This window comes from Pseudomonas sp. F-14 TE3482, from assembly GCF_053629455.1.
In genome coordinates, this window is sequence record NZ_JBRJII010000001.1 from 5367236 (window position 1) to 5391867 (window position 24632).

29 protein-coding genes and 1 pseudogene are annotated in these 24632 nt (G+C 54.0%); 18 read left to right on the plus strand and 12 right to left on the minus strand.

Going from position 1 to position 24632, the window contains the following annotated elements:
* Positions 1 to 79 precede the first annotated feature (79 nt).
* From AB7M26_RS24130 to AB7M26_RS24165, 8 genes and pseudogenes are all read left to right on the plus strand, one after another.
* Entirely contained in the window at positions 80 to 721 is a 642-nt protein-coding gene (locus AB7M26_RS24130) for a LysE family translocator (RefSeq protein ID WP_052964729.1), read from the plus strand.
* Between the two features lie 961 nt (positions 722 to 1682).
* Positions 1683 to 2144 (plus strand): L-alanine exporter AlaE, encoded by a 462-nt coding sequence (gene alaE, locus AB7M26_RS24135; protein ID WP_123493947.1) that lies wholly within the window; start codon positions 1683 to 1685, stop codon positions 2142 to 2144.
* Between the two features lie 9 nt (positions 2145 to 2153).
* A complete protein-coding gene (locus AB7M26_RS24140; RefSeq protein WP_123493945.1) occupies positions 2154 to 3155 on the plus strand; it encodes a hypothetical protein in 1002 nt (333 codons plus the stop codon).
* 8 nt (positions 3156 to 3163) lie between these two features.
* Positions 3164 to 4324 carry a cysteine desulfurase family protein gene (locus tag AB7M26_RS24145; RefSeq protein WP_123493943.1) on the plus strand — a complete coding sequence of 387 codons (1161 nt, stop codon included), beginning with the start codon at positions 3164 to 3166 and terminating at the stop codon, positions 4322 to 4324.
* Between the two features lie 259 nt (positions 4325 to 4583).
* Entirely contained in the window at positions 4584 to 4901 is a 318-nt protein-coding gene (tnpA, locus tag AB7M26_RS24150) for an IS66-like element accessory protein TnpA (RefSeq protein ID WP_123493941.1), read from the plus strand.
* A complete protein-coding gene (gene tnpB / locus AB7M26_RS24155; protein ID WP_148050114.1) occupies positions 4898 to 5233 on the plus strand; it encodes an IS66 family insertion sequence element accessory protein TnpB in 336 nt (111 codons plus the stop codon). Before tnpA ends, tnpB begins: the two co-directional genes overlap by 4 nt.
* Positions 5234 to 5294: 61 nt before the next feature.
* Positions 5295 to 6829 (plus strand): annotated as a pseudogene (gene tnpC / locus AB7M26_RS24160) (IS66 family transposase).
* Positions 6830 to 6882: 53 nt separating this feature from the next.
* On the plus strand, positions 6883 to 7278 hold the full coding sequence (locus AB7M26_RS24165) for a VOC family protein (protein WP_123493939.1): 396 nt from the start codon (positions 6883 to 6885) through the stop codon (positions 7276 to 7278).
* Between the two features lie 326 nt (positions 7279 to 7604).
* Here the strand turns inward: AB7M26_RS24165 and AB7M26_RS24170 are convergent, their stop codons facing one another.
* The 3 genes from AB7M26_RS24170 to AB7M26_RS24180 form a co-directional block, all read right to left on the minus strand.
* The gene (locus AB7M26_RS24170) at positions 7605 to 8549 is read right to left on the minus strand and encodes a DMT family transporter (RefSeq protein ID WP_123493937.1); all 945 of its coding nucleotides are present in this window, start codon (positions 8547 to 8549) and stop codon (positions 7605 to 7607) included.
* Between the two features lie 78 nt (positions 8550 to 8627).
* Entirely contained in the window at positions 8628 to 9356 is a 729-nt protein-coding gene (locus AB7M26_RS24175) for a helix-turn-helix transcriptional regulator (RefSeq protein ID WP_123493935.1), read from the minus strand.
* Between the two features lie 250 nt (positions 9357 to 9606).
* Complete coding sequence (locus tag AB7M26_RS24180; protein ID WP_123493933.1) at positions 9607 to 10563, minus strand: AraC family transcriptional regulator; 957 nt, start codon at positions 10561 to 10563, stop codon at positions 9607 to 9609.
* Between the two features lie 198 nt (positions 10564 to 10761).
* Between AB7M26_RS24180 and AB7M26_RS24185 the strand changes: the two genes are divergently transcribed.
* Positions 10762 to 11715, plus strand: coding sequence for a diiron oxygenase (locus AB7M26_RS24185; protein ID WP_123493931.1), 954 nt, complete (start codon positions 10762 to 10764; stop codon positions 11713 to 11715).
* Between the two features lie 178 nt (positions 11716 to 11893).
* Here AB7M26_RS24185 and AB7M26_RS24190 read toward each other — a convergent pair whose 3' ends face one another.
* Positions 11894 to 12196 carry a putative quinol monooxygenase gene (locus AB7M26_RS24190; RefSeq protein WP_123493929.1) on the minus strand — a complete coding sequence of 101 codons (303 nt, stop codon included), beginning with the start codon at positions 12194 to 12196 and terminating at the stop codon, positions 11894 to 11896.
* 233 nt (positions 12197 to 12429) lie between these two features.
* Here AB7M26_RS24190 and AB7M26_RS24195 point away from each other — a divergent pair, with 233 nt between their 5' ends.
* Positions 12430 to 12936, plus strand: a complete 507-nt coding sequence (locus AB7M26_RS24195) for an AAA family ATPase (protein ID WP_123493927.1) — start codon at positions 12430 to 12432, stop codon at positions 12934 to 12936.
* 635 nt (positions 12937 to 13571) lie between these two features.
* Here the strand turns inward: AB7M26_RS24195 and AB7M26_RS24200 are convergent.
* Together AB7M26_RS24200 and AB7M26_RS24205 are read right to left on the minus strand one after the other, a co-directional pair.
* Positions 13572 to 14198: a LysE family translocator gene (locus tag AB7M26_RS24200; protein ID WP_218394514.1), complete on the minus strand. Its 627-nt coding sequence runs from the start codon at positions 14196 to 14198 to the stop codon at positions 13572 to 13574.
* Between the two features lie 103 nt (positions 14199 to 14301).
* Positions 14302 to 15219: a LysR family transcriptional regulator gene (locus tag AB7M26_RS24205; RefSeq protein ID WP_123493923.1), complete on the minus strand. Its 918-nt coding sequence runs from the start codon at positions 15217 to 15219 to the stop codon at positions 14302 to 14304.
* A gap of 116 nt (positions 15220 to 15335) precedes the next feature.
* Here AB7M26_RS24205 and AB7M26_RS24210 point away from each other — a divergent pair, with 116 nt between their 5' ends.
* The 6 genes from AB7M26_RS24210 (at position 15336) to AB7M26_RS24235 (ending at position 19212) form a co-directional block, all read left to right on the plus strand.
* Positions 15336 to 15752 carry an ester cyclase gene (locus tag AB7M26_RS24210; RefSeq protein ID WP_123493921.1) on the plus strand — a complete coding sequence of 139 codons (417 nt, stop codon included), beginning with the start codon at positions 15336 to 15338 and terminating at the stop codon, positions 15750 to 15752.
* A gap of 10 nt (positions 15753 to 15762) precedes the next feature.
* A complete protein-coding gene (locus AB7M26_RS24215) occupies positions 15763 to 16803 on the plus strand; it encodes an SDR family oxidoreductase (protein ID WP_123493919.1) in 1041 nt (346 codons plus the stop codon).
* 89 nt (positions 16804 to 16892) lie between these two features.
* Entirely contained in the window at positions 16893 to 17438 is a 546-nt protein-coding gene (locus AB7M26_RS24220) for a histidine phosphatase family protein (protein ID WP_123493917.1), read from the plus strand.
* A gap of 90 nt (positions 17439 to 17528) precedes the next feature.
* The gene (locus tag AB7M26_RS24225; protein ID WP_123493915.1) at positions 17529 to 17849 is read left to right on the plus strand and encodes an isochorismate lyase; all 321 of its coding nucleotides are present in this window, start codon (positions 17529 to 17531) and stop codon (positions 17847 to 17849) included.
* Positions 17850 to 17897: 48 nt separating this feature from the next.
* Positions 17898 to 18398, plus strand: a complete 501-nt coding sequence (locus AB7M26_RS24230; protein WP_123493913.1) for a GNAT family N-acetyltransferase — start codon at positions 17898 to 17900, stop codon at positions 18396 to 18398.
* Between the two features lie 259 nt (positions 18399 to 18657).
* Complete coding sequence (locus tag AB7M26_RS24235) at positions 18658 to 19212, plus strand: lipid-binding SYLF domain-containing protein (RefSeq protein WP_008074049.1); 555 nt, start codon at positions 18658 to 18660, stop codon at positions 19210 to 19212.
* Between the two features lie 101 nt (positions 19213 to 19313).
* On the opposite strand, the gene AB7M26_RS24240 is transcribed toward AB7M26_RS24235, so the two are convergent.
* The 5 genes from AB7M26_RS24240 to AB7M26_RS24260 all read right to left on the minus strand — a co-directional run bounded on the left by AB7M26_RS24240 (position 19314) and on the right by AB7M26_RS24260 (position 22382).
* Positions 19314 to 19910 (minus strand): LysE family translocator, encoded by a 597-nt coding sequence (locus AB7M26_RS24240; protein WP_123493911.1) that lies wholly within the window; start codon positions 19908 to 19910, stop codon positions 19314 to 19316.
* 51 nt (positions 19911 to 19961) lie between these two features.
* Positions 19962 to 20798, minus strand: a complete 837-nt coding sequence (locus tag AB7M26_RS24245; protein WP_123493909.1) for an AraC family transcriptional regulator — start codon at positions 20796 to 20798, stop codon at positions 19962 to 19964.
* A 67-nt stretch (positions 20799 to 20865) separates the two neighbouring features.
* Complete coding sequence (locus tag AB7M26_RS24250) at positions 20866 to 21342, minus strand: VOC family protein (RefSeq protein ID WP_032830569.1); 477 nt, start codon at positions 21340 to 21342, stop codon at positions 20866 to 20868.
* Between the two features lie 112 nt (positions 21343 to 21454).
* On the minus strand, positions 21455 to 21901 hold the full coding sequence (locus AB7M26_RS24255) for a MarR family winged helix-turn-helix transcriptional regulator (protein ID WP_123493907.1): 447 nt from the start codon (positions 21899 to 21901) through the stop codon (positions 21455 to 21457).
* Complete coding sequence (locus AB7M26_RS24260) at positions 21894 to 22382, minus strand: AAA family ATPase (RefSeq protein ID WP_123493905.1); 489 nt, start codon at positions 22380 to 22382, stop codon at positions 21894 to 21896. The genes AB7M26_RS24255 and AB7M26_RS24260 overlap by 8 nt, the downstream gene beginning before the upstream one ends.
* Before the next feature lie 355 nt (positions 22383 to 22737).
* Between AB7M26_RS24260 and AB7M26_RS24265 the strand changes: the two genes are divergently transcribed.
* Both AB7M26_RS24265 and AB7M26_RS24270 read left to right on the plus strand, forming a co-directional pair.
* On the plus strand, positions 22738 to 23253 hold the full coding sequence (locus tag AB7M26_RS24265) for a cupin domain-containing protein (RefSeq protein ID WP_123493903.1): 516 nt from the start codon (positions 22738 to 22740) through the stop codon (positions 23251 to 23253).
* Between the two features lie 21 nt (positions 23254 to 23274).
* Positions 23275 to 23568, plus strand: a complete 294-nt coding sequence (locus AB7M26_RS24270; RefSeq protein WP_123493901.1) for a putative quinol monooxygenase — start codon at positions 23275 to 23277, stop codon at positions 23566 to 23568.
* Between the two features lie 84 nt (positions 23569 to 23652).
* Here AB7M26_RS24270 and AB7M26_RS24275 read toward each other — a convergent pair whose 3' ends face one another.
* Entirely contained in the window at positions 23653 to 24561 is a 909-nt protein-coding gene (locus tag AB7M26_RS24275) for a LysR family transcriptional regulator (RefSeq protein WP_123493899.1), read from the minus strand.
* Positions 24562 to 24632: the final 71 nt, after the last annotated feature.

A 24632-nucleotide genomic window follows, 5' to 3' on the forward strand; every position in this document is an offset into this window, starting at 1 on the left:
GGTGAAGATGAGGCACCACTTAACTTGTTGTCCCGCTCGTTCCTGTAACATGCCAGCCCCACCACCACGAGCTTTGAAAATGGATTCTCACTCGATTCTGACGTTTACACTGGTCGCCGCGATTGCCATTGCCAGCCCTGGGCCTGCGACCTTGATGGCGATCAACAATAGCCTGGCCCATGGGCAGCGCAGCGCCATATGGTCATCGCTCGGCAACGCCAGTGGCCTGTTCTGCCTGTCGTCCGCTGCCATGCTGGGGCTGGGGGCGCTGCTTGCCAGTTCCGAATGGCTGTTCAACGCGGTGAAGTTCATCGGTGCCGGTTATTTGTTCTACCTGGGCATCAGACAATTGTTCAAAAAGGGTCCGATGCTCCCGGACGGGATTCAGGACGACTTGAAGGAAAGCCGGCCGACTCGTTCCAAACTGTACAAAGCGGCCTTCCTGACGGCGGTGACCAACCCCAAGGCGACGATGTTCTTCACCGCGTTGTTCCCGCAGTTCATCGATCAGAGTGCAGCATTGCTGCCGCAATTTCTGATCCTCACCTCGATCTTCATGGCATTGTCGGTGTCGTCCCTGAGCCTCTATGCCGCGCTCGCCTCGCGGGCCAAGGGTGTGCTGACCCGGCCTGCGCTGTCCCGCTGGGTCAGCCGGGTGGTGGGGTCGACATTCATCGGTTTCGGTGCTGCTATCCTGACCATGCGGCGGCAGGCGGCGTAAGGGAGCCGGGCCTGTAACTCCGGTAACAGGGAAGGCTGATAGGGCGTAAGCGTGTGCCCTGCCCATTGAGCCGCGCCGACTGGATCAAACTCATGATCGCAGCCGCACGTTTGCCACTGCGTTTACGCGTAGCCAGCACATGCTTGTTCGATCCAGACGGCTTTGCTTACGTTCGTCGGCACACTCAGCATGCGAAGGCCAGGTGTTTCATCGGGGTTCTCTGTTCATTCGTGTGTGGCGCGCACCAAATCCGGAAGCCTTTTTCAGTATTCCCGAGCGATAATCGGGCACGCCTGCGCCGCATTAAAACTGATTTAAATCAGAGTTTAGTGTGAAAAAATTGCAAATTGCAGGCGTTGGAGGGTGATTTGCGCCACAAAATAGAAGCCATTTTGAAAATCCTGGTGAATTTTATGATTTTCGGTAAGTATCATCGTTTGGACTATAAGCGCCTCGCGATACTTGATCTCAATTAAAACCAAGTAAACTGCGCGTGCTATTCGATACAGGGTTGTCGCTAAAGGCCGAGGCGGAACAGGGGCAAACTGCACAGGATTTAGAATGAGCTGAAACTAAACTATTTAGGTTTTCGAAATACCGCGACAGTGGTGATCAACACCAGAACAAGGCCCGAACGTAGCAAAATGATAGTGAGGGGTAGACGACGCCATCTCCCATAGATTAGAGTGTTGTCGTATCAGAGAGCATTGCTGCCATGGAGGCACTTGTGTGTATACGTCTTAACTCCCGCCAAAAAACCTTACTCCGTTCTGCTCATGCGTCTAGGTGCCAGACACTATTGCGCACGATATCTAATTAAAAACAAGCCTCTTGGTTCGACTATCTAAATACTCGACCGCAAACATAGACTTTTAAGCACCACGACCAATGGAGCAGTTCATTGCTTGTTGCTGCTCGCAATTTCAACCTATGACGTTGTACGTTATAGCGAGGCTAAACCATGCCTTCTACCAACAATGATTTATCTATAAAACAAAACACCCAGTCTCTAAAAAATTTTTGGGCCGACACCTTCGCGCTAAATACGTTTTGCTACTTAATCTCCATACCTATCGAACTAGGTTTTGCGCAGATGACACTTAGCACACACCTAAGTGCTAGACTCGTAGGGCTTTTCATTATCACCAGCACTGCTCGCCCCTTCGGTATATGGCGCGACTTTGTCTTTAAAAAATTCAAGATTTCCGACAGGGACAAAGGTATAAAACCTTACCTTGTCGACACCTTGGCCTATCTTTCGTTCGAGCTACCACTCTACATAATAAACATGAGCATAAGCGGTGCAACCTTAATGCAAGCCATCAAGGCCGCCTTGATATTTTGTATTATTGCAGGTTTTGTTGGCAGGCCTTACGGAATCTATAGAGCACTCATTAGAAAAAAACTATTTAACCTGAACTGAGAACACAAAATGGACATTGACTCAATAGTTCACACCATCACCTCAGAGAAAAACCTAAGAGAAAACATTGTAATCGATTGCGGTCACACGACCATATTCTCATCTCACGACGGCTATTCATTTGGAATACAAGGAGAACCTAGTCCGACGGAGATTCTCACATTCGAACTGGGGATTGCATTACATGACGCCTTAAAGCGTCACAACAAAAACGTATCCATAAACCTGTACCTTTCTGACCTTATAGGCATCAAAGGTGGGAATGATGAACGGCGGAAAATCACTCAAGACATCCAACACCGTGAGAAAGCCGCTTATATCCCCAGTGCCTATCAAAAAATACTTGCCGCAAGTGAAATACCTTTAGAAAAAGTAGCAATTCATTTGCAATCCAAAGGCAACGATCACTTCCGGAAAATCATCCGTCGGACTCGCTCCGGAATTGAACAACTCAAGTCAACCAGTCAAAACTACATCCACGAGGTATTCAATAAAACAAACGCACTATTCCTCTCTACCGAAGATCAGGGTCTATTCTCATTGACCACTCCCTACCTGTTCGACACACACGATGAGGACTCCTATTTTGGAGGTTCATGGTGGAAGAACAACGAGAACCAGATTAAACAGAACGACCTGGAAAGCTGCCCTTTGGCCCGTTTGAAAAAGAACCCGGTGATCAATCTCTACGAAACAGGAGGACGAGTTCTTTGCCCTGCGACCTACGGTGGCTTGCTTTGTCAATTTGACAACTCCGTGGATCATATCGCTATTTACGCAAGAGCAGATGACGAGTTCATTGGAGAGAAGGTGTATCGCGGTGTTATATCGGCAAACTTACTGATCGAAAACTTTTCCAGAAATTGCGCGCAGATCATCATCAACAAAGAAGAGCTGGCCGAGTACACTTTCATTGAAAAAAATCTGATTGGCCGCTCAAGCACAGACAGCATAGAGTTTACGAACCAGATACAAGATATGCTGCACAACAACAACATGGAAATAATATAAGGACATACATGATCTATCTTGACAGCGCTGCCTCTGCATTACCTTTTGAAGATGCTGTGACTTTCTCCCCTGAACCTGGAAACCCATCAAGCGATCACTCTGCTGGCTATGCAGCTAACGCAGTGCTTGAAAAAACCAGATCGCTGCTGAGCGCGATGTTCGGAGGGCGGTCAAGCGAGTATCATTTCTGCTCAGGCGCCACCGAGGCTGCCAACTTAATTATTCAAGGAAGATGCCATTTTCTTAAGACGGCCAATTCGACAAGAAACGAAATAATTGTCAGCGCCATTGAACACCCTGCCATATTCAATACCGTAAAACACATGCGACAGTCCGGCTTTATCGTCCATATTGTTCCAGTTGATCATCGAGGAATTATAGAGACTTCTTTCATATATGATTTGCTCAATGAACATACTTCAATGGTATTAGTCATGGGCGTCAACAATGAAACTGGAGCACGCCAACCTATCGACGATATCGCTAAAAAGGTAAAAACCATAGATCCGGACATCTCCTTCATTTGTGACGGTGTACAGACACTGACCAAAGTCTCCTCCCCCGACTTAACGTATATCGATGCCCTTATTGGTTCTGGCCACAAACTCGGAGCGGCAATGGGGGTCGGTTTTTTTTATTTGAATCATCGTTTTCGACTCTCCCCTTTGATATTTGGAGGGGAGCAGGAGGCTGGCGTCAGGCCAGGAACGGAAAACATCTACGGCATAGAGTCTTTATATAGAGCTCTCGTACATCACCAAAAAAACGCTGACCACTACCATAATCACGTTCGCGCCTTGAGCCTGCTCCTTCAAAAGACGCTTGAGCAGTCAAACATCTCATTTTCGATCAATACCCAGGATGGAGAGACTTCGGGTTACATACTCTCTATTTGCTTTAACGGTATCGATGCCAGCAGGGCGATCAAGTTTCTCTCGCAAATAGGTATTTGCGTCTCGAAAGGCTCAGCTTGTAGCAGTGTGTCTCCTACACCTTCCCGGGTGTTAAGCGCCATGAAGCTCAGTCACGCCCAAATGAGCTCCACCCTACGAGTCTCTTTTAGTCCGCTAAACGTCAAGGAGGACGTTCTCACTTTTTGTGCAGCAATGAGTGAATTGCATTCATATAACGTCGAAACCTCAGCTTTAGAGCAACAAAGCCAGATGTAAGCCTCATCGCTGAAAAAAGCAGTACGATGAATACACTCTGCGTTCATCGTACCGCTGCCTTAATTATGGAATTCCCAACCTTGCAACCGCCAAAATCATCACAGACCACGTTTGAGGGCGCAGCCACAGGGGTGGAATAAATCCGAGAATCATCTGGCCGTAAGCGTTCCGGGAACACACCTTCCGAACTCCAGCATTAAGGACGATGGTGTCCGCGTATTTTTAAGCGGACGCGATAGCCCTTAACGTCAGGATTTCCATGCGCCAACGAAGCTCTTACCCGAAACCGTTCAAAGCCCAAGTCGTTCAGGAATGCCTGCAACCCGGCGCGACCCTCTCCAGCGTTGCCATCGCCCATGGCATCAATGCCAATGTCATTCGCAAATGGCTGCCGCTTTACCGGGATCAGTCAGCGGCAGCGCTGCCTGCATTTGTTCCGTTGAAGGCTGCGCCTAAACGGCCGACTGAGGCACTGGCGATCATTGAGATACCCGTTGGCGAACTATCAATCACGGTCAAATGGCCAACTTCCGATCCTGAGGGATGCGCACGCTTTGTTCGTGAGCTTGCCAAATGATCCCCATCGACGCCATCTGGCTCGCCACCGAGCCCATGGATATGCGCGCCGGCACAGAGACCGCGTTGGCCAGGGTGATCACGGTGTTCGGTGCGGCGAAGCCGCACTGTGCTTATCTCTTCGCCAATCGCCGAGCCAACCGGATGAAAGTTTTAGTGCATGACGGAGTGGGCATTTGGCTTGCGGCACGACGATTAAACCAAGGAAAGTTTCACTGGCCTGGCATCCATCGCGGATCGGAAGTCGAACTCGATAACGAGCAACTTCAAGCCTTGGTGCTGGGTTTACCGTGGCAGCGAGTCGGCGCGGGCGGCTCGATCACACTGCTGTAGCACCTGCCATTAGCCTATCGGTTTATCGCCGCTGGCCGCCTGCTCTGGCACAATCAGCAGCATGACTTCCTCGCCCAATCTCGATCAAATGACACCTGAACAGCTGCGTGCCTTGGCCGAACAGGCCTTGCAGTTGCTGTCCCAGGTCGATTCGATGGGTCAGAAAATCCACCGCCTTGAAACGGTCAACGAGCAACTCGCTCATGAGATCGCCATCCTCAAACGGCACAAGTTCGCCAAGCGCAGCGAACAGCTAAGCCCTGACCAAGGTAGCTTGCTCGACGACCTGCTCGACACTGATATCGCGGCTATCGAGACCGAGTTGAAAGCGGTCAATCCGCCACCTGCACCGACCGAGCTACGTCAGAAACCCAAGCGTGCGCCGCTGCCACCGCAGTTTCCACGTACTGTGATCCGTCACGAGCCAGAAAACACCCAGTGCGTCTGCGGCTGCCAACTTCAGCGCATTGGCGAAGACGTCAGCGAAAAGCTCGATTACACACCCGGCGTATTCACCGTGAGCAGCATGTGCGTGGAAAATGGGCCTGCCGTCAGTGCGAAACACTGATCCAGGTACCAGTACCGGCCCAAGTAATCGACAAAGGCATCCCGACCGCAGGCCTGCTGGCTCATGTGATGGTGGCGAAGTTCGCTGACCACTTGCCGCTGTACCGGCAGGAGAAAATCTTTGGCCGCGCCGGCCTGATGATCGCTCGCTCGACGCTGGCACAGTGGGTTGGACAAACCGGCGTGCAGCTTCAGCCTTTGGTCGATGCGCTGCGCGAAGCGGTGCTGGCCGAGGGCGTAATCCACGCCGATGAGACCCCGATTCAAATGCTGGCGCCGGGTGAGAGGAAAACTCACCGCGCGTATGTTTGGGCCTACAGCACCACGCCGTTTTCGGCGCTCAAGGCCGTGGTTTACGACTTCAGTCCAAGCCGTGCCGGTGAGCATGCGCGTAACTTCCTCTGCTCTTGGAATGGCAAGCTGGTGTGCGACGATTTTGCAGGCTACAAAGCCGGTTTTGAGAAAGGCATGACTGAGATTGGCTGCATGGCTCACGCACGCCGGAAGTTTTTCGATCTGCACGTGGCGAACAAAAGCCAGTTGGCCGAACAGGCGCTGCACTCGATTGGCGGCTTGTACGAAGTTGAACGCCTGGCACGAGACATGAGCAATGAGGATCGTTGGCGAATACGCCAGGAAAAGGCAGCACCGATAATCAAAACGCTGCATGACTGGATGTTGGCCCAGCGTGATCTGGTGCCCAACGGATCGGCAACAGCCAAAGCCCTGAATTACAGCCTTAAACGCTGGGTAGCGCTGACGCGCTACCTGGACGACGGGGCTGTGCCCATTGACAACAACCAGGTCGAGAACCAGATCCGGCCGTGGGCACTTGGACGCTCAAACTGGTTGTTTGCCGGATCACTGCGCAGCGGTAAACGCGCGGCGGCGATCATGAGTTTGATCCAGTCGGCGCGGCTCCACGGGCATGATCCGTATGCTTATTTGAGGGACGTCCTCACGCGCCTGCCGACGCAGCGGGCGAGTGAAATCGGTAACCTTTTGCCGCATCAATGGGTGCCGGCCTAACTTACACAAGGTAAGTTGGGTGGACGCATACCCTAATCTCATCGGAGCGCCTCATGTTCAGCCATGTCACAATCGGCACCAACGACCTCGCCAGCGCCACAAACTTCTATGGGCGGCTACTTACACCGCTAGGCATCACGTTGCTTGCCCTCAAGCACAATCCTGAACGCGTTCTATTCACCCAAAGCACGACTGACTCAGGTACGGCGTTCTGCATCTATAGCCCTCTAAATGGCGAACGCGCGACACCAGGTAACGGGTCGATGGTTGCGTTCGAAGCCCAAACGCGGGCGCAGGTTGATGACTTCTACGCGATCGCTATGGCTAACGGGGCATCAGACGAAGGCGCACCAGGGCTGCGTCCTCAGTACTCTCCGGATTATTACGGTGCTTACATCAGAGACCCCGACGGCAACAAGATATGTTGCGTATGTCACAGCGCTGACTGACCTTCGACTTCTGGTTGCCGACTCAGCGGGTTCTGAGTCACGCAAGGTGACTTGGGCAGACGCTTACGTTATGAGCATATTGGAGTCAAGATATAAAAATCTGAACGTATCCAAAAGTGCTGCCTGACAACGGGCAGTCGCGTAAGAAAAAGTAAGATGCCTTGGGCAGGTGGCTACTCCGTAGACTTGTTTAAAGGACGTCCTCAAGCGCCCGCGGACGCAGCGGGCGAGTGATATGGTGACTACTGCTGCTACAAAGGTGGCGACCGGCTTAGCTACGCAAGACGGGATGCCCGGACGCATACGCTCTAGCGTCTCTGTACGAGCTAAACAGCCGGAGAGTGACGGGGAGTACGATGACAATTCAGACACCAGACGACACCGGTAACGAGAAGTGCAATCGCCGCAATTTCATATGAGTCGGGCAGCCGATGCTCCCATAGAAATCCAAAAACGAGCGCCGCTAACGTCTCAATCACCAGTACTTGTCCGCTTAGCGCCAAAGGTAGAAGTCGGCTCGCCTGATTCCAGCACGCGCCACCCACTACAGAAGATAAAAGGGCTACTCCACCAGCTACCAAGAAAAAATGAAGCCATTCGGAGTTGCCATGCGTTCCGGCCTGCAAGCCCAGGACAGGTGCCGCCAAAAGCATTGACTGAGCGCCAGTCATGCCCCCCGTCAGCAGTGCCCAGTCATGCGAGGAAACGCTGGCTACCTGAGCCAACCGCCGAGCGTTGCTTACTGCGTACCAACTCCACGTCACTAAAGCGCCGGCTGCGCATAAAATCCCGGCGATATTTGTAAGCGTATCGGGCCTGTCGCTATTGATCAGTGCATGCCAACTGATAAGCACTACTCCACCCACAGCGCAGCACAGCGAAGGGACGAGCTTGTGCAATGAAACGGCGTTGACGTCATGACGACCTGCCAAGGTAACGAAGACCGGGATGAGTCCGACAATCAGGGAAGTTGTGGCGATGCCAACCAACTGCACACCGGTGCCCACCAGCGCGTAGTAGATGAGATTCCCTATCAGGCTGAGCCAGAAGAGTGATTTCCAGTCAGCCATAGTCAGATTGGCGCAAACGCCCCTCCAGCGCGGCATAAGCAAGGCCGCCGAGATCGCCCCATAGCAGAGAAATCTCAAGACGGCGAATTGCAGGCCGCTCAGCCCAGGGGTTAGCTGGGGGCCAAGGAAGATCACCCCCCAACACAGGCCCGCGCAAACTCCGTAGGCGATGCCCTTCAACAATGATCGATCAGCAAACATTTCACCCGCTCTCCAAAGCGTAATGGTGAAGTCTGGAGTAACTGATCCGGGGAGTATTGTCGGAAACTGTGGAATTTTTTACCCGGACTGTTTTTGCGCTTTACGATAAGCCGCCGGGGTCGTAGCGCTCACACGCTGCATGGTACGGGTCAGCGATGCTTGGTCGGAAAAACCTGCACGCAAGGCAATCTCAGATATTGGTGATGAGGTTCCACGCAACCATCGTTGAGCTTCTTGTATGCGTAACTTGGTCAACCAAGCTTGAGGACTCATCTCGAACAATAGCCGGAATCGCTGGTGCAGCTGACTCATGCTCATTTTCGCTACTTTAGCCATGGCCTCATTGCTCCAGTTCGCTCCAGGATCCGCCCAAAGACAAGCGATCAACTGCTCCATGGGGTCTGAAAAGCAGGAGATGTCCGGATTTAGGGACGACAAAAGCAGAGGCCCCAATTGGGATGCCGCGATGGATAGTTGCGCGTTACCTATTAGCTCGGCGAACTCGATAAGCCGACGTGTTGCAGGGGGAATAGGCACATATATTCTCCGAGCTAGACGCCCGATTTGGAGTGTTTCTAAGATCGTAGGTGCACAGTCCAGAACTAAAAAACGGCTGTCGACGTCACTGTGCTGCGAGTGCACAGAGCCAGGTTTCACAAGCGCTGCTAATGACTGATCAATGCAGCCGCCGCGACCGTTTACGTCAATTTCCATTTCGCCACGAATCGGCAGTACCAATTGAGCATGCTCGTGGTGGTGATGAGGGCTTTCCCTCTCATAGCTGCGAACTTCAAGGCTTAGAAACATTACTGCACCTTCCGACCCGTCTGGTTATCCAAAGTTGACGTCACAAAACGCCAGTGTGCACCCACATTAGGTCAGCCTTGTCACTGATTCTAACATCTACAGATCAGACCGTTGGTCGCACAAGCTGTGTTGGCCATACGCTTACATCTGGCCGGCCTCCCCTCCTCACGGAGGTGACGCAAAATACAAGGTGCGAACTTAGATAGTTACTGCTTGGCTTGATCACAGTGTCCATCAGCACCGAACCTTCTCACGCTGATTGTCTACGCCAAGTGCCGGGTGATGTGCCGAACTGGCGTTTGAATGCGCGACTGAACGCAGCTTCGGATTCATAGCCAACTGCAAAGCCGATTTGCGCCACATTACCGCGACCTTCGCGCAGCTGTTGAGCCGCCACGTGCATACGCCAGAGCGTCAGGTATTGCATCGGTGGCTGTCCGACCAATGCCGTGAATCGCTCCGCGAATACCGAGCGCGACATGCCCACTTCAAGCGCCAGGGCTTCTGCAGTCCAGCCCTCGGTTGGACGAGCATGGAGCAGCGCCAGTGCGCGCCCGATATGTGGATCTCGCAAACCCGCCAGCCACCCGCGCCGCTCAGCGGGGAGACTCGCGACGTATTGGCTGACGGCTTCGACGAATAGCAATTCGGAGAGCTTGGCGATGACCGTTGTCGAGCCGAGGCGCCCCGCCGCAATCTCACTGACAGCGAACCGGAATGAGCTTTCAATCCAGGCTCCCGAAGCCGTCGCCCGCAAGTCTAATTTCAATAAGGATGGCAGCGACGAAAGTAACGGACTGAAGGGGGTTTCAGAGCCGAGGAATCCGCACAATAGCTGCGTGACCTCGCCGCCCCCGCCGTACTTGATTCGTGAAATAGCGCCGACTTCCGGCGGCTGAATAACTTCGCCCGCCGGCATGGGTGCAATGCTCAGGTCGCTGCCAAAAGAATGAGCGTCATTGTGAGGAAGCAGAACGAGTTCGCCTGCCCGCACGTCAATGGCGGCACCGCCGTCGACTTGTAATTGCATATGCCCTGCAGCGACAAAATGCGACGCAATGATATGTCGAGGTGCCGCCAGGAACGGTTTGCAATCGTCCGCAGAGATTCGTCCCTTGATGCACCAGGGCGCAGTGAATTCCGACTCGAGAAAAACCCCTCCAGACAGCCGAATCACACGCAACACATCAGAAAACGCATCCAACAATTGCCAGCCCTCCTTTCCGGAGTCCGGAGCATGTAATCAGGCGCACTGGTCATTCATCGCCTGAACTGCGAGGCCTAGATTAGCACCAACGTGGACTCCGTGATCGAGACGATCCCCAGACGTTTCACCGATGGTCATTGGCTCCAACGTTAACCGTAATTGCCCCATTCCAACTCGACCAGGCAGCAGGAGATCGATATGAACACCGTTGCTACCGTGCCCAGCCCAGATTCGGGCAACGCTGACCGTTATGCTCAACTTGTCAGATCATCGAAGAAAGCGGAATGGCAGATCGATCGTGATTTGCTACAGGACCGAAGTTTCGACTTCTCGCGCAAATTCTTGCCCGACGGACTGTCGCGGATCGACCGCCTGACTTTTCTCGACGCGGATGAGGCGCGCCTGCTCAGTCAGATTCAGGGCCGAACCTATGCGTATATCTTTGGCTTGGTCGAGCGTTTTATCAGCGCCAAAATGCTCGATCAAGGTCGGGCCCATGTCTTTGACGATCAACTCGCACTCGAAGCGCTAGTGCGTTTTTCTAACGACGAGATCAAGCACCAGGAGCTGTTCCGGCGCATGGAGACGATGATTAGTTCGCACTTGCCAGCGGGGTATCGTCAAGTTGCCGATCCAAACGATGTGGCGCGCTCGGTTCTTGCGGCCAGCACTTGGTCGGTGCTGGCGTTGACCTGTCATATCGAGCTGTTTGTTCAGGCGCACTACGTGCAAAGCATCGCCCCGCGTGAGGAGTTGTGCCCACTGTTCAAGGATGTTTTCAAATTTCACTGGAAGGATGAGAGCCGGCACGTCGTACTCGATGAACTGGAGTGGAAGGCGGAGCACGCGAAACTCTCGCCAGCCGAGCGCGACCAGGCAGTGAATGATCTGATCGCATTGGTGGCGGCCGTCGATGCAATCCTGCAGGCACAATCGGCATCCGATGCCGACTACTTTATTCGCAATGTTTCACGGTCATTCAGTGTCGATGAGACAGCGCAAATCAAAGCCTCCGTGCTGAGCGCCTACCGCTGGCAATACATAATCTCGGGCGTGGAGCATCCACACTTTGGCCGGCTGCTTACGCGCATGACAACACCCGCACAGATGTCCACGATTCAGACCGCACTGGCGCCAATCATGAGCAATTGATCGACAAGGGGCGGCCGACCGTACGTCGGCCGCGCGGCTGTGGGATGACGTGTTGAAAACGATTTATCGAGGCTGGCAGCCATGACAATACCGATGTGGATGTTGCTTGGATTTGCGGCCAATGAAATTGCCGAGCTACTGCCACCTAGGTGGCAGCCAGCATGATGACCAATGGGATCTAAGCCGGGATCGTTGATCCAAGGTGCAAAACGGTCGCGGGACCCGCCCTGAAGGTGGGACTGTACGCGTCAGCTGCAATCATATGAGGAGTAATGTCATGAGCTTCCAGAGCTGATTTCGACGCCCATCGCTCAATCAAAACAAATTGGTCTTCGTCGTCGGTGACCCTATGAAGGTCGTATTGCAGACACCCTTCTTCATTTCTAACAAGTGGGGCAAGTTTTTCAAATACATCAACTTGCTCTTGTCCTCGTCCCGCCTGTGTAGAAATCAAAATTACCAGCTTCACTTCACTAGACATAAACATGCTCCATGCTGGTGTTCAGAAATTTGATTGCACATTGCTGTAGGCCATCAGTGTGATGGTCATGGCAGGAAAGCATGATTTCGCCTCATGCAGCAAGCTAGAGCGGACGGTTACTCGCCCTTAGCCTTGTAAGAAGGGAGGTGTGTTCGCCCGTCGCTGGCCGCTATTGCTGCCGCATAACTGGCAACCGCCTAGACTGGGTTAACTCACTAACCGAAGGACATAAAATGCTCATTGTCTTCAGCGGCCTTCCGGGTACCGGAAAGACGACTATCGCAAGTGACCTTGCCACCAGAACAAGTGCTGTGTATCTGCGGATCGATACGATTGAGCAGGCTATCCGAAATTCCGGTGCTCTGGCACAAGACGTGGGGCGGAGCGGTTACATGGTCGCTAATGAGCTTGCTCTAAGCAATCTTCGTTTTGGCAGCACGGTCATAGTCGACTGCGTTAACCCAGTAATCGAAAGCCGAAAGGCGTGGAGCGAAATCGCCACACGCTCTGGTGCTCCATTAGTGAATATCCAGGTGGTTTGCTCTGATAAACATGAACACCGGAGACGGGTAGAAACCAGGAAGATTGATATTCCTGGGCTGACGCCACCAACCTGGCAGTCTGTATTGGATCATGAATATGAGGCGTGGGATAACGCCCCGTTTAATATAGACACAGCCCTGACATCTCCAGCGGAGGCAGTGGCAATGATCACCAAACGATTTTTATCCGGGGAGTAGCACCCGCTAAAGCCCAACGTGGCAAGGTGTGATCAACCGACGCGCCGCCACCCACTGATGCGGCAGCAGTTGCCCTATCTCACTCGCTCGCTGTGTCGGCAGGCGTGTGGAGCGAATCACAGCCGGACTGAATTGGTGAGCGCTACGTCCCGAATAGGGTCATTCCAAGCGATGGGTGAGAGTAGGAACACTACGATAAGGAAAGCTACCTGGGACAGGTAGAACGGCTCCAGCCACTGTTGCTTCAACGCGACGTAAAAAGTGTTATGGATTACGTCGACCAAAATAATCGCTGCCGTAAGCACGATTCCGGCTCTTGGCTTGATGAATAGTAGTAATGCTGCAAGCGGGTCAAAAAACGTAAGCGCCCCCCAGAAAATACGGCTGGCCAAGTAAGTGCCAGGCCCGTATCCGTAGTCCCAGAACAGTCCATGCGAAACGTCTGCACGGATGTGATTAGCGGTTGCAATCAAAAGGCAGCATGCGAACAAAATTCTGACGGCGAATGACAATTTTGCGGCTATACAGAGCCATGATCTCAGCCCTGAAAGATAAGTCTTAAAGTCGTCAGCTTTCATAATCACCGGGGCTCAGCGAAGCTGAAATCTTAGCCCCGCGACGCCAATATACTGATCCTATTTTTGGCTGAGTGCCGCTATCGATACTCCCGAAGCAACGAAGGTGAGTCCTGCCCCTACGTTCAGGCCATTTACCAGTCGTGGCCTCTGACGCAAAAATCGGGACAGTGCAGTGGCAAATACGCCCATAAGTGCGAACCCCACTGCCGTCAGTGCGGCGAACCATATGCCGTACACCAGCATCTGCACGCTCACTGAGCCGCGTTGTGGGTCGACGAACTGAGGGATGAACGCAAGAACGAAAAACCCGGGCTTCGGATTGAGTGCTGCCGAGAGTAATCCCGTGAGGAAAATGCTCGGCAGTGATTGCCGAGTCGTTGGCTGGAAGCTAATCAGGCTACGAGAGCGTAGGACTTTTATGCCAAGCCAAAGTAGATAACCGGCGCCAATGAGCTTGACGACCCAGAAGGCAACTGCAGACGTCTGCATAAGCAAAGTCAGTCCGAGTGAAGCAGTTGCCACATGAAAGAGAATTCCCGCCCCGGATGCCATGCCCGATACGATAGCGGCTATCCTGCCCTGACTGAGTCCTCGGCCTACGGCCAGCAGATTGTCCGGGCCTGGTGCGAGTACCAATAGCAAGCACGCGGCAGTATAGGTAAGCCAGATATTGATCGGAAACACGGCATTCTCCTTAAGCTTCACCGAGGCATCCATCCTCACGTAGCGCCAGACTGTGCCCGTACCAGATTGCAAAGTCAAAGCCACTGAATTTGAGAAGATCTATTTACCCTTCACCCATTTCGGGGCGTCCCCCCAAGAGGGAACCTTCGACACTTTCTATGGAAAGCGTTTCCAGCAGCACCTGCTCCAAAATGACAAAAAAACACTTGATGTGAGCCTGCTTCAACGCCTGTGGCCGGGTCACCAGAAAGACCTCCATATCTGGAAGCTGGATCTCCGGGAACACCTCGATCAGGTCCTTCGCCAGAATACGCGGCAGCACTGCCACGCCCATACCTCGCCTCACCGATTCGAGCTGAGCCGCGAACGAACTCACGCTGATCTGCGTGCGTTCCAGACCCGCGGCCTTTGCCACACACAGTTGCGGCAACATATCCAGCGGAGGTAGCAAGGCAATATTGACCGCAGTGGCCGGGGTCACTTCTGGAAACCGCTTCAGATAACTTGCATCGGCGAAGACTCCGTAAGCGAGCCTGCCGAGGGGTCGATAAATCAGCGACGGCTCGCCCAGATGAACTGTGCGTACGGCAATGTCTGCGGCGCCGCGGACGATCTTGTGAAAGTCGGCTGTTATCAGCAACTCCACCGAGCATCGCGGGTGCGCTGAGGTGAAGCGACTCGCTGCCTCCAGCACGCAAGACGAGAACCCCTCTCCTGCACTGACCACGACAGTGCCAGATAACTCTGTGTGTGGCTCGGACATGCCCGTAACGGTTTGACGCCTCAAGCCCGCTTCCGCAGCCAGGGCAACGTCCACGAGGGATTGGCCTCGCGGGGTTAACCAGCATCCTTCAACGCCCCGCTCCACGAGTGGCTCGCCCAGTGCCCTTTCAAGTTGGGTCAGCCGTCGCGACACAGTAGACGCAGCGATCCCCAGCAATTGGCCGGCCTGAAGAAAGCTGCCGCGTCGCGAGACTGCCAACAGCAGGCGAAGATCGTCCCAGTTTGCTTGCAAAGCCATGCTTCATATCTTCCCTGATGTGCAAATGTGCAAAGCCATTATGCAGCAGTCGCTGTTTTTCGGCAGAGGCGTCAACGGTATATCTACACGCCCTCGAAACGAATGGAACGGACTGAATGACTACTGGCCCCAACGACTTTGCGGAACGCGCCGCCAGCGCCTTCAATCGCCGTGATGTGGAAGCGATGCTTACGCTGGTTTGCGAAGACTTCATCTACTTCGATGGGATGGGGATGCAAACCGGTCGCGAATCCATGCGCAAACGAGAAATCGCATTACTCGAAGCCTTCCCCGATGCCCAGCTGACCTTCAGCCCATTTGCCGTCAGTGACGATCGTTTGGCACTGACCGCCTTCCTGACCGGCACCTTCACCGCACCATTAGTGATGCCGGACCGGGTGATTCCACCCCATGGCCGCCATATTGCCGTGTACTACGCCGCACACTTCACCTTCAAAGACGGGCTGGCCATCCGTGAAGAGGCCTTCTTCGACAGTGCGGTGTTGATGTCATTTTTTAGCCGATCAGCGTGAGGGTTGACCTATGCACAGCACATTCGTCACTGGCGCGACCGGCCTGTTGGGCAACAACCTGGTGCGAGAATTGGTCGCTGGTGGCTGCACGGTCAAAGCCCTGGTTCGTTCAAGAGCCAAAGGTGAACAACAGTTCAAGCATTTGCAGGGTGTGGAACTGATCGTTGGGGACATGGCCGATGTCGACGCGTTCGCAGCGTCGCTGCAAGGCTGCGATACGGTGTTTCACACCGCCGCGTTCTTTCGCGACAACTACAAGGGCGGCAGCCACTGGAAGGAACTCGAAAAGATTAACGTGGAGGGTACGCGACGCCTGCTTGCCCAGGCCTACAACGCTGATATCCGACGTTTCATCCATACCTCTTCCATCGCCGTGCTCGACGGCGCACCCGGCACGTCAATCGATGAAACTTGCCTGCGGGCCGACGCCGACGCGGATGACTACTACCGGAGCAAGATCCTCGCCGACCGTGTCGTCTTGTCGTTCCTGGAACGCCATCCCGAGATGCATGCCTGCATGATCTTGCCTGGCTGGATGTGGGGCCCTGCCGATATTGGCCCGACCTCCTCCGGACAGCTGGTTAACGATGTCGTGCGCGGCAAATTGCCCGGACTGATCCCCGGTAGTTTCTCCGTTGTCGATGCCCGCGATGTGGCATTGGCGCAGATAGCCGCAGCCAGACATGGACGGCGCGGTGAGCGCTACCTCGCGGCGGGCCGGCATATGACGATGCGTGAATTGGTGCCTGTTCTGGGACGCATAGCGGGTGTCAAGACACCCGTTCGACAACTACCGCTGCCCTTTCTATACGCCTTGGCGTCGGTGCAGGAGATTTATGCGCGTGTCACCGGCAAACCCATTCTGCTGAGCATGGCCACACTGCGCCTGTTGATACGAGAGAAGGACCGCACCTGTTTCAACCACAGCAAGAGTGAACAAGAGCTTGGTCTGAGTTTCCGGGCGTTGGAGCTGACACTCAGTGACACCGTGGCGTGGTACCGCGATCACGGTTGGTTTGAAAAACGCACATCCGTCATGGTCGACGACTGACTTTCGCAGATAAGATGACCGTCGAGTTCCACATTCACCGCATACCAGGACAAGGACGTAAACATTCTGTGAGCAGGAAAATAATCCTGATGCGGCATGGCCAGCCAAAGTTGGTCGCAACCGACAAAATGTCAGCGCTCGATATGAAAGAGTGGATCGAACACTACAACCGGTCCGAAATCACCAGCCAGCCCGTCCCGGATGCCAGCATGCAACTTGCCGCAACCGCCACGGTGATTGTCTCAAGCAACTCGCCTCGTGCGCTGACTTCCGTCCAGGCTCTTGGCCTGAAACCCGCCCTCGTCGACGTACTTTTCTGTGAAGCACAACTGCCTTATGGTCACTGGAAACTGCCACGACTATCGCCGTTTACCTGGGCATTTATCCTTCGTGTTTTATGGTTGTGCGGTTACTCACGCAGCGTCGAATCCGTCGCCACTGCGAAGATGCGCGCCAGCACGGCGGCTCAACGACTTCAGTCCCTTGCTGCCAGCGAAGGACCGGTTCTGCTGCTCGGTCATGGCTTTATGAATCGAATGATCGCCAAACAACTGGTGGCAGATGGATGGACTCGGCAAAAACGTAACGGCAACCAGTATTGGAGTGCGACGGTGTATCAATATGGCGGTGTTTGAGAGTTACTTCACGACTGCTACGCGTCGCGGTAATGCACCAATATCCCTTCCGAAGTCCCCCGATCTTTTTCAGCAAATGGAGTCACTTACATGGAAGTCATCAATCCATTACAACCCGCAGAGTGTGAAGGCATGGAGGACATCCGACGCGAAATCGATGCCCTTGATCACGCCGTTATCAAGCTGTTGGGCAAGCGTTTTCAGTACGTGCTGGCTGCCTCGAAGTTCAAGACCTCGGCGACTTCGGTGCGTGCGCCGGAGCGTTTCAAGGCGATGCTGGCGACACGTCGCGAGTGGGCCGAGGCCGAGGGCTTGAGCCCGGATGCCATCGAGAAGATGTACAGCGACCTGGTGAACCACTTCATTGCCGAAGAGATGAAACACTGGGCGGCTCATCAACCCGAAAACTGATCCATTGCGCAACGACCAAGTAGTTCTACCAGAAAGGGAAGCGACCTTATGAGCCCCGTCAGAATTCGTACCCTACAAAGTACTGACGCTGAGGCGTTGTTGGCATTTGAAATGGACAATCGCGAGTGGTTCGAGCGTTTCATTGACGCGCGCGATGCTGCTTTTTACACGGTGCAGGGCGTCACCGACCACATTGCGGCTTATTTATCTGGTTTTACCGCAGGAACCTGGCACCCATTTGTCCTCGAAGAGGCTGGCGGAACTATTGTTGGACGCGCGAACCTGAAAGGCATCGACATGTCCGAGCGGTCGGCAGAAGTTGGCTATCGGATTGCTCAAAGCGCTTGCGGACGGGGACTGGCAACGCTGGCGGTGAGGCATTTGATTCAGGAGGCGCAGTTGCATTGGAATCTTAAACAACTGGTTGCCAACGTATACGCTGGAAATATGGGTTCGGCAAAAGTACTCGAGGGGTGTGGCTTTTTGATCGAACCTCTATCCCGGCAAGAAACGACAGAGCATGAATATCGATTTGATCTTTCGATTTAGATGATTGAAAAACGGGCGCCTTGTCAGGTGTCCGTTTTTTTTACAGTTGGTCATCGCAGTTTCTGACAACGAACCCGGCTGATACACAGAGGTCAAAGCAGGTGATGACGTCGCCAATGATCAAAGGCCTCATTCAAGGGCGAAGTCAGTAGCTCACATATTTTAGGGTGCGCCGGATAGTTTCAGCAGGCTCGGATTGTTCCGAGGGGCAAGTGCTGACTGCTGCTCATATCCAATGCTCCCGTATCGGAGTACTAACATGACTCAGTCAATGCGGTTCTTCCTATCGATCGTCCTTGCGACACTGGCATCGGCCAGCTTCTTGAACACTGCTAGTGCGGCAACTGCCGAGGATCTGGATGTCGACTCTCGGCAAGCGTTGCAAACTCTGTACAAGTCCACACCATTTGCTGAAAGCATTTCGCACAACGCCAAAGCGATTCTTGTCTTCCCGAAAATCATCAAGGCGGGCCTTGTGTTCGGCGGCAGCTATGGTGAAGGCGTGTTGTTGAAGGACAAGAAAGTAGAGAATTATTACAACTCCGTAACCGGGTCCTGGGGGCTGCAAGCAGGCGCCCAGTCGTATGGCTATGCGGTTTTCCTGATGACCGACAAAGCCGTGGACTACATACGCAAATCCAAGGGTTGGGAAGTCGGCGTAGGACCCACCGTTGTAATGGTTGATGAAGGGGTGGCGAAGAATCTGTCCAGCACGACCGTGAAGGACGATGCCTACGCGTTCATTTTCGACCAGCAGGGGTTGATGGCCGGGATCAGCATCGAAGGAACCAAGATTTCGCTGATCAAGCGCTAAAACCGGCCGTTTGGCGCATGGATGCGCCAATCCATAAATGCGCCCTCTTGAAGCCATGCGGGGTCCAGTTGCTGATTCAAGCGACCTGCCCAGTCAACGACCTACACCAGCACGGTTAACCAGGCCGACACCAGCAGCAAACAAGCCAGTGCAGTGTTCATGCGTTTGAATGCCTGCGGCGAACCAAAAGCCCGGGCACTGCCCACGCCGAGCAACGCCCACAGGGTCATGCACGGTACGGAGACCAACAAAAATATCAGCGACAACACCATCAGCCGCAGGGTCTTGTCACCGCCACCGACAAATACGCTCACTACCGCCACCGCCATCATCCAGACCTTGGGGTTGACCAATTGCAGGGTGGCGGCACCGAACACGCTGACACCTTCGTCGCGCGAGGTGGTCGGGGCCAGGGACGGCGGTGCGCTTTGAAAGATCTGCCAGGCGAGCCAACTCAACCAGAGCACCCCGGCCCACGCCATTGCCTGCTGTACACGCGCAAACCGCAGCAGCGTTTCGCCCACGCCGAGCCCGACCGCAAACACAATCAGCGCCGCCGCCCCGCAGGCAGCAAAAATGATGGGCAGTGTGGCCCCCAGCCCCCGCCGCGAACTGTGGCTCAACACCAGAATATTGGTCGGCCCCGGGGTAATCGAGGCAACGAACGCAAACAGCAGGAAAGGCAGCAACGATTCCATGGCATGGACCCCTTGATCAGATAGGAAACCATGGTCGCGGATCAGCGAAATTCAGTCTGGAAGGTTTGAGCAGCGCTTGCGGTAATCCGCGGGTGTGAGCTGGTAAGCACGGCGGAACCAGCGCCCCATATGGCTTTGATCGGCGAACCCGAGGGCACTGGCCACCTGTGCCGGCGACTCGCCCCGCGCCAGCAGCTGTCGCGCCTTGGCCAGGCGCAGCTGGATCAAATAAGCATGAGGCGCCAGCCCAAAGGCTGCCTTGAAGGCCCGCGTCAGACGAAAGCGATCAACACCACAGGCTTTGGCCAGATCATCCAGCCCAATGTCTTCATAGACATGGGCATGCAAATAGTCACGCGCCACCTGGGCCACCCACGGCAGGCGCGGATCAAAAGCCTGACGCTTGCGCCAATCAAGGTGGCCAGTGAGCGCCCCCAACAAGGTGTCGATGGCGCTCTGGCGCACAATGCGCAAATCGCCCTCATGGAGCGCGTGGAAGGCTTGAAAAATGGCAGTGGCCAGGCGCGGATCCTGGCTCAGGGTGTCGGCAAAACCCGGCTGACTGTTGGCCGGCGCATGCTCGAACAACGCGTGCAACTCCCGCTCCAGCCAATGCGGATCGAGGTAGAGCATGGAATAGGTAAACCCCTCCTCGGTCGGCGCGTGCCCATCGTGGATTTCCCCCGGTTCCAGCATGAATACCTTGCCCGGCGTACTGAGGTGGCGAACGCGCCGGCAATTGAACTGCTGCACGCCCTGCTCGGTGATCCCAACCAAAAAACTGTCATGCCAATGCGGATCGTAGGCATGCCCCTGAAAATGGGCACGAATCGATTCAATCCCGGTATCGGCGTCCTGGGACAGCTCAATCCAGTTGCGTCTATCCACGGAAGGCTCCATTGGTTCAGCGTTTATCTGTGCGGACGACTAAATTACCGCGCAATGGAAATGACGTTTAGAAGATTTGTGCAGGCTCCTCGGCAAATGCATCCTTGATGAATGCCTCCAGCTCTTTCTCTTCAAGCAGCTCAATAGAAAAATGCCCAAAGCGTTTCGGTAACCAAATTATGCGTGTCCCACTTGGCGATTGCAGATTATCGCGGGACAGTGGTTTTCCGTTCTCATTTTCCGGCTGGACTCCTGCATCGATCAATTCGTCGTACGCTGCCTCAATGTCTGGTGTGGAATAGCAGTGACGATAGATCGTGCCTTCGCCGTTGGAGTCCATCAGCGCCTTGAGATTTCCGGTAAACGGTTGCACTAACATAAGGCGCTCCGTTCCAAACATGACGATCGCATAGCGCACATGCAAACCGTCGCGCTGCCAATCAAGTGTCTTTGAGATCCTGGCGCTGAAAACTCGGGCGTAATACCTGCACGCTTCTTCAAGGTCTTCGACGAGAACATCCACGTGGCTGAATTTTAGTTTCAATGGCCTCACCCTTTTCAGACATACAAAAAATACGGTGCTCAAACCGCCTATATGCCGTCGGATGCTTCTCGGTTATCCAAGTGCATATGCGTAAACCTGTCTTAGCGACCTATCACTCGCTCGCGGCGGTTGGCTCAAGGGTGACGGTCATCTCGCCGAAGATGGCTTGGTAAGCCTCCTGGCACGAACTCTCTGCAGTCAGCACCGCGTCGTCAATGAGCTGCGCGCCCGCGGGGGTTAAGCACGCATAACCAACGCGGGCATCGCGGGGGTCGCTTTGGCGAGATACCCAACCTATTTTTTCCAAAGGCAGAAGGGACTTGGTTACGGCTGACGCGGTTAAACCCATGCACTCTGCCAAATCTGCACGACGAAGCCTGCCGCCGTGGGCTTGCTTAAGATGATGCAGAATCATGAAGTCGCTAAAGCTCAACCCATGCACGGCGGAGAGCTTGGCGTCGATACGCCGAGTGGCGGCAGTGTATGCCCGGGATATGCGGATATAGCGTTCAAGTGTTGAGGGCGAAGTACCTTCTGCACCCGGTGTGTGGTCAGACATTGCAACACTCCTTCAGTTCGGATAGGGATGGGTGTTCAAAGCGTGCATCCATGGCCTCGAACATTTGGGCCGTTATTTCGAACGAATAGCCCGCGCCTTTTTCCAGGTTTCGTTTCAGTACGCGCTCACGGCGTAGCGGCTTATCGGCATTTACGAAGTGGCTAAGCACCTCATAGCCCGCGTTGTGGGCCTGCAGTCGGATTTGAGTGCGGTCTGCTTTCGTCATAAAGCCTTGATCCAGCACCACGTCCTTGCCCGACGCTAGAACCTGCACGCACGTTTCCCATATTTGCGCCTCGCAACGTCTAACACGGGGAAGTACCCATTCCAGGCTAAGGGGCTGAGGCAGATCTGGGCCGTATAGACGCTGCATCCATTCATCAATCGAGAAGCTGACAGCGTTTAGCTGGGCCGTTATCTGCCGAGCTAGTGTCGACTTACCGGCCCCGAGAGGGCCGAAAATAATGTGTACGGCGTTCATCTGTCACCTTGTTTCCAGATACTTTACCTGTACAGTATCTGGACATCAGACTGGCGTTGTCAATCCACAACGTTTTGAAAAAACTGCTTTCCTGCAAAGTGGTTAGTGAACAGTGATTCGACCAGACGCCGCCCGACACCTTAGATGATTGGCACCTTTGAGATCGGCGCAATGTGTAGCAAGGACCATAAAGGCCGCTTTGGCCATTAGCAGCCATTCGGCTTGCTCCACTGCTGGCTACGTGGCTCGTGCGGTTTGAATTAGATTCATCAAACATGTTCCCGCCTGGTGGCTAATCCCGATCTATGGGCCAATGGATACTTGCCTCCATCAACGGCTCAACGAGATCGTCACCATGCAACTTTCTTTCCGAAAGCTCCTAACCCTCGGTGCGATGCTGATCGCCATCCAAGGAATGACTCAAAACGCGACTGCTTCTCCTGAGCAGCAGTCGTCCGCTTCAATCTTGCCTGAGCTGATTAACCCCAGCCAATTTAAATGGCAGAAGACCATTCCACAGTTAGGAAAAAGATCCCCAGAGTACGCCATTCTTCATGAGGATAAGGCGACCGGCCTGACTACGTTGATGTTCCGTACGCCTGTGGCAGTGCACATCAAACCCCACACCCATCAACGCGCAGAAACCCATGTGGTCATGGTAGGTGGTACACATGTCTTCGAATCCGAAGGGGTGCACTACAAGATCGAAAACGGAGGCTTCTTTCGCGCTCCTGGTGGAGTCGTGCACGAAGCTTGGTTACCAGCTGGGTCACAAACATTCAACATCTTGGAAAGCGGTTGGGTCGTGGATTGGTTGAACGGTGGCCCATCGGCTGAAGACATTGATCAGTACCCGCCTAAAGTCCAGTAACTCCGAAAAGGAGAAAAGACGATGCATGGATCCTTGGTAATCATCGCCCGCGCGCGGGCTAAGGAAGGCTTTGAGGAACAGATGATCAATGCTCAAAAAGCGTTGGTCTCCGTGACTCGCGAGGAGCCAGGCTGCCTTAGCTATGAGCTTTTTGTGTCCAATGAGGAGCCTGGTCTGGTGACGTTTTTCGAGCGATGGGAGTCAGTTCAAGCTTGGCACAAGCACATGCAGGGCGAAGCTGTAAGCACGTTTCGTAATACCGCTGGACACTGCATTCAAGAGTTCGAGCTTGACGAAATGCACCAAGTGGCCTGAATCGGGTTCGTAAAAATTAGCTAACAGGGACGAGGTTTCACGGAAAAAAGACAGAGACCGCAGCTAAGACTGCGGTCTTTGTTTTTAGCGAAGCGAACTCAACAACGGCCCGATTCGTTCCACCAGAAAATCAATAAAAACTCTCACCCGTTGCGGCATGTAGCGTTGATTATTGAAGATCGCGGTGATGTCCTCAGTGTCTCCCGCATTAAAATCAGCGAGCAATTCGACCAGCCTGCCCGCTTTCACATCCTCAGCGATATGAAACATTCCAAGCCGACTAATCCCTAATCCATTGATCGTCATCTGGCGCATGGTTTCGCCATTGTTGGTCAGCATATCGCCGCGCACCGCCAGGTATTGCGTTTGTTGGTTCAGCTTGAAAGGCCACTCATCACGAGATCGGCGGAAGTTGAAATTGAAACAGCGATGATTCTCCAGCTCATCCGGCGTTTTCGGCGCACCATGGCGAGCCAAATACTCGGGTGACGCCACGACTGCACGGCGGCTGCTTCCCAATATGCGTGCGCGAAAACTGGCGTCATCCAGCGGCCCCATACGTATCGCTACATCAATGCGCTCACGCTTCAGATCTACCAAGGCGTCTGTCAGTGAAAGATCGAGTGTGATGTCGGGATACAGGAGGTTGAAATCACTAATTATTGGCAGGAGCTGATGCGTGCCGAAAGGCACCGAAGTATTGATTCGCAAGAGGCCGCTGGGCACGGCTGTCGAGCCGACCGCGTCGTGCTCTGCCTCTTCGATGTCGTTGAGTATACGGACGCAGCTATCGTAGAAGCGGCCCCCCTCGCCACTGATTACTAACTGTCGTGTGGAGCGCTCAAAAAGAAGCACGCCTAACCGCACTTCGAGTCGGGTAATGAGCTTGCTTACTGCTGACGGCGTCAGGTTCAGTAGCTTTCCTGCCCCTGAGAAACTGCCGGTCTCGACGACCTTGGTGAATACCTGCATTTCTCCGCTTCGACTGTCCATGACCACCTAACATGTGAATTTTATTCTTCAATGATATTCCATTGCGTGCGCTAATCAATGCACCCCATGCT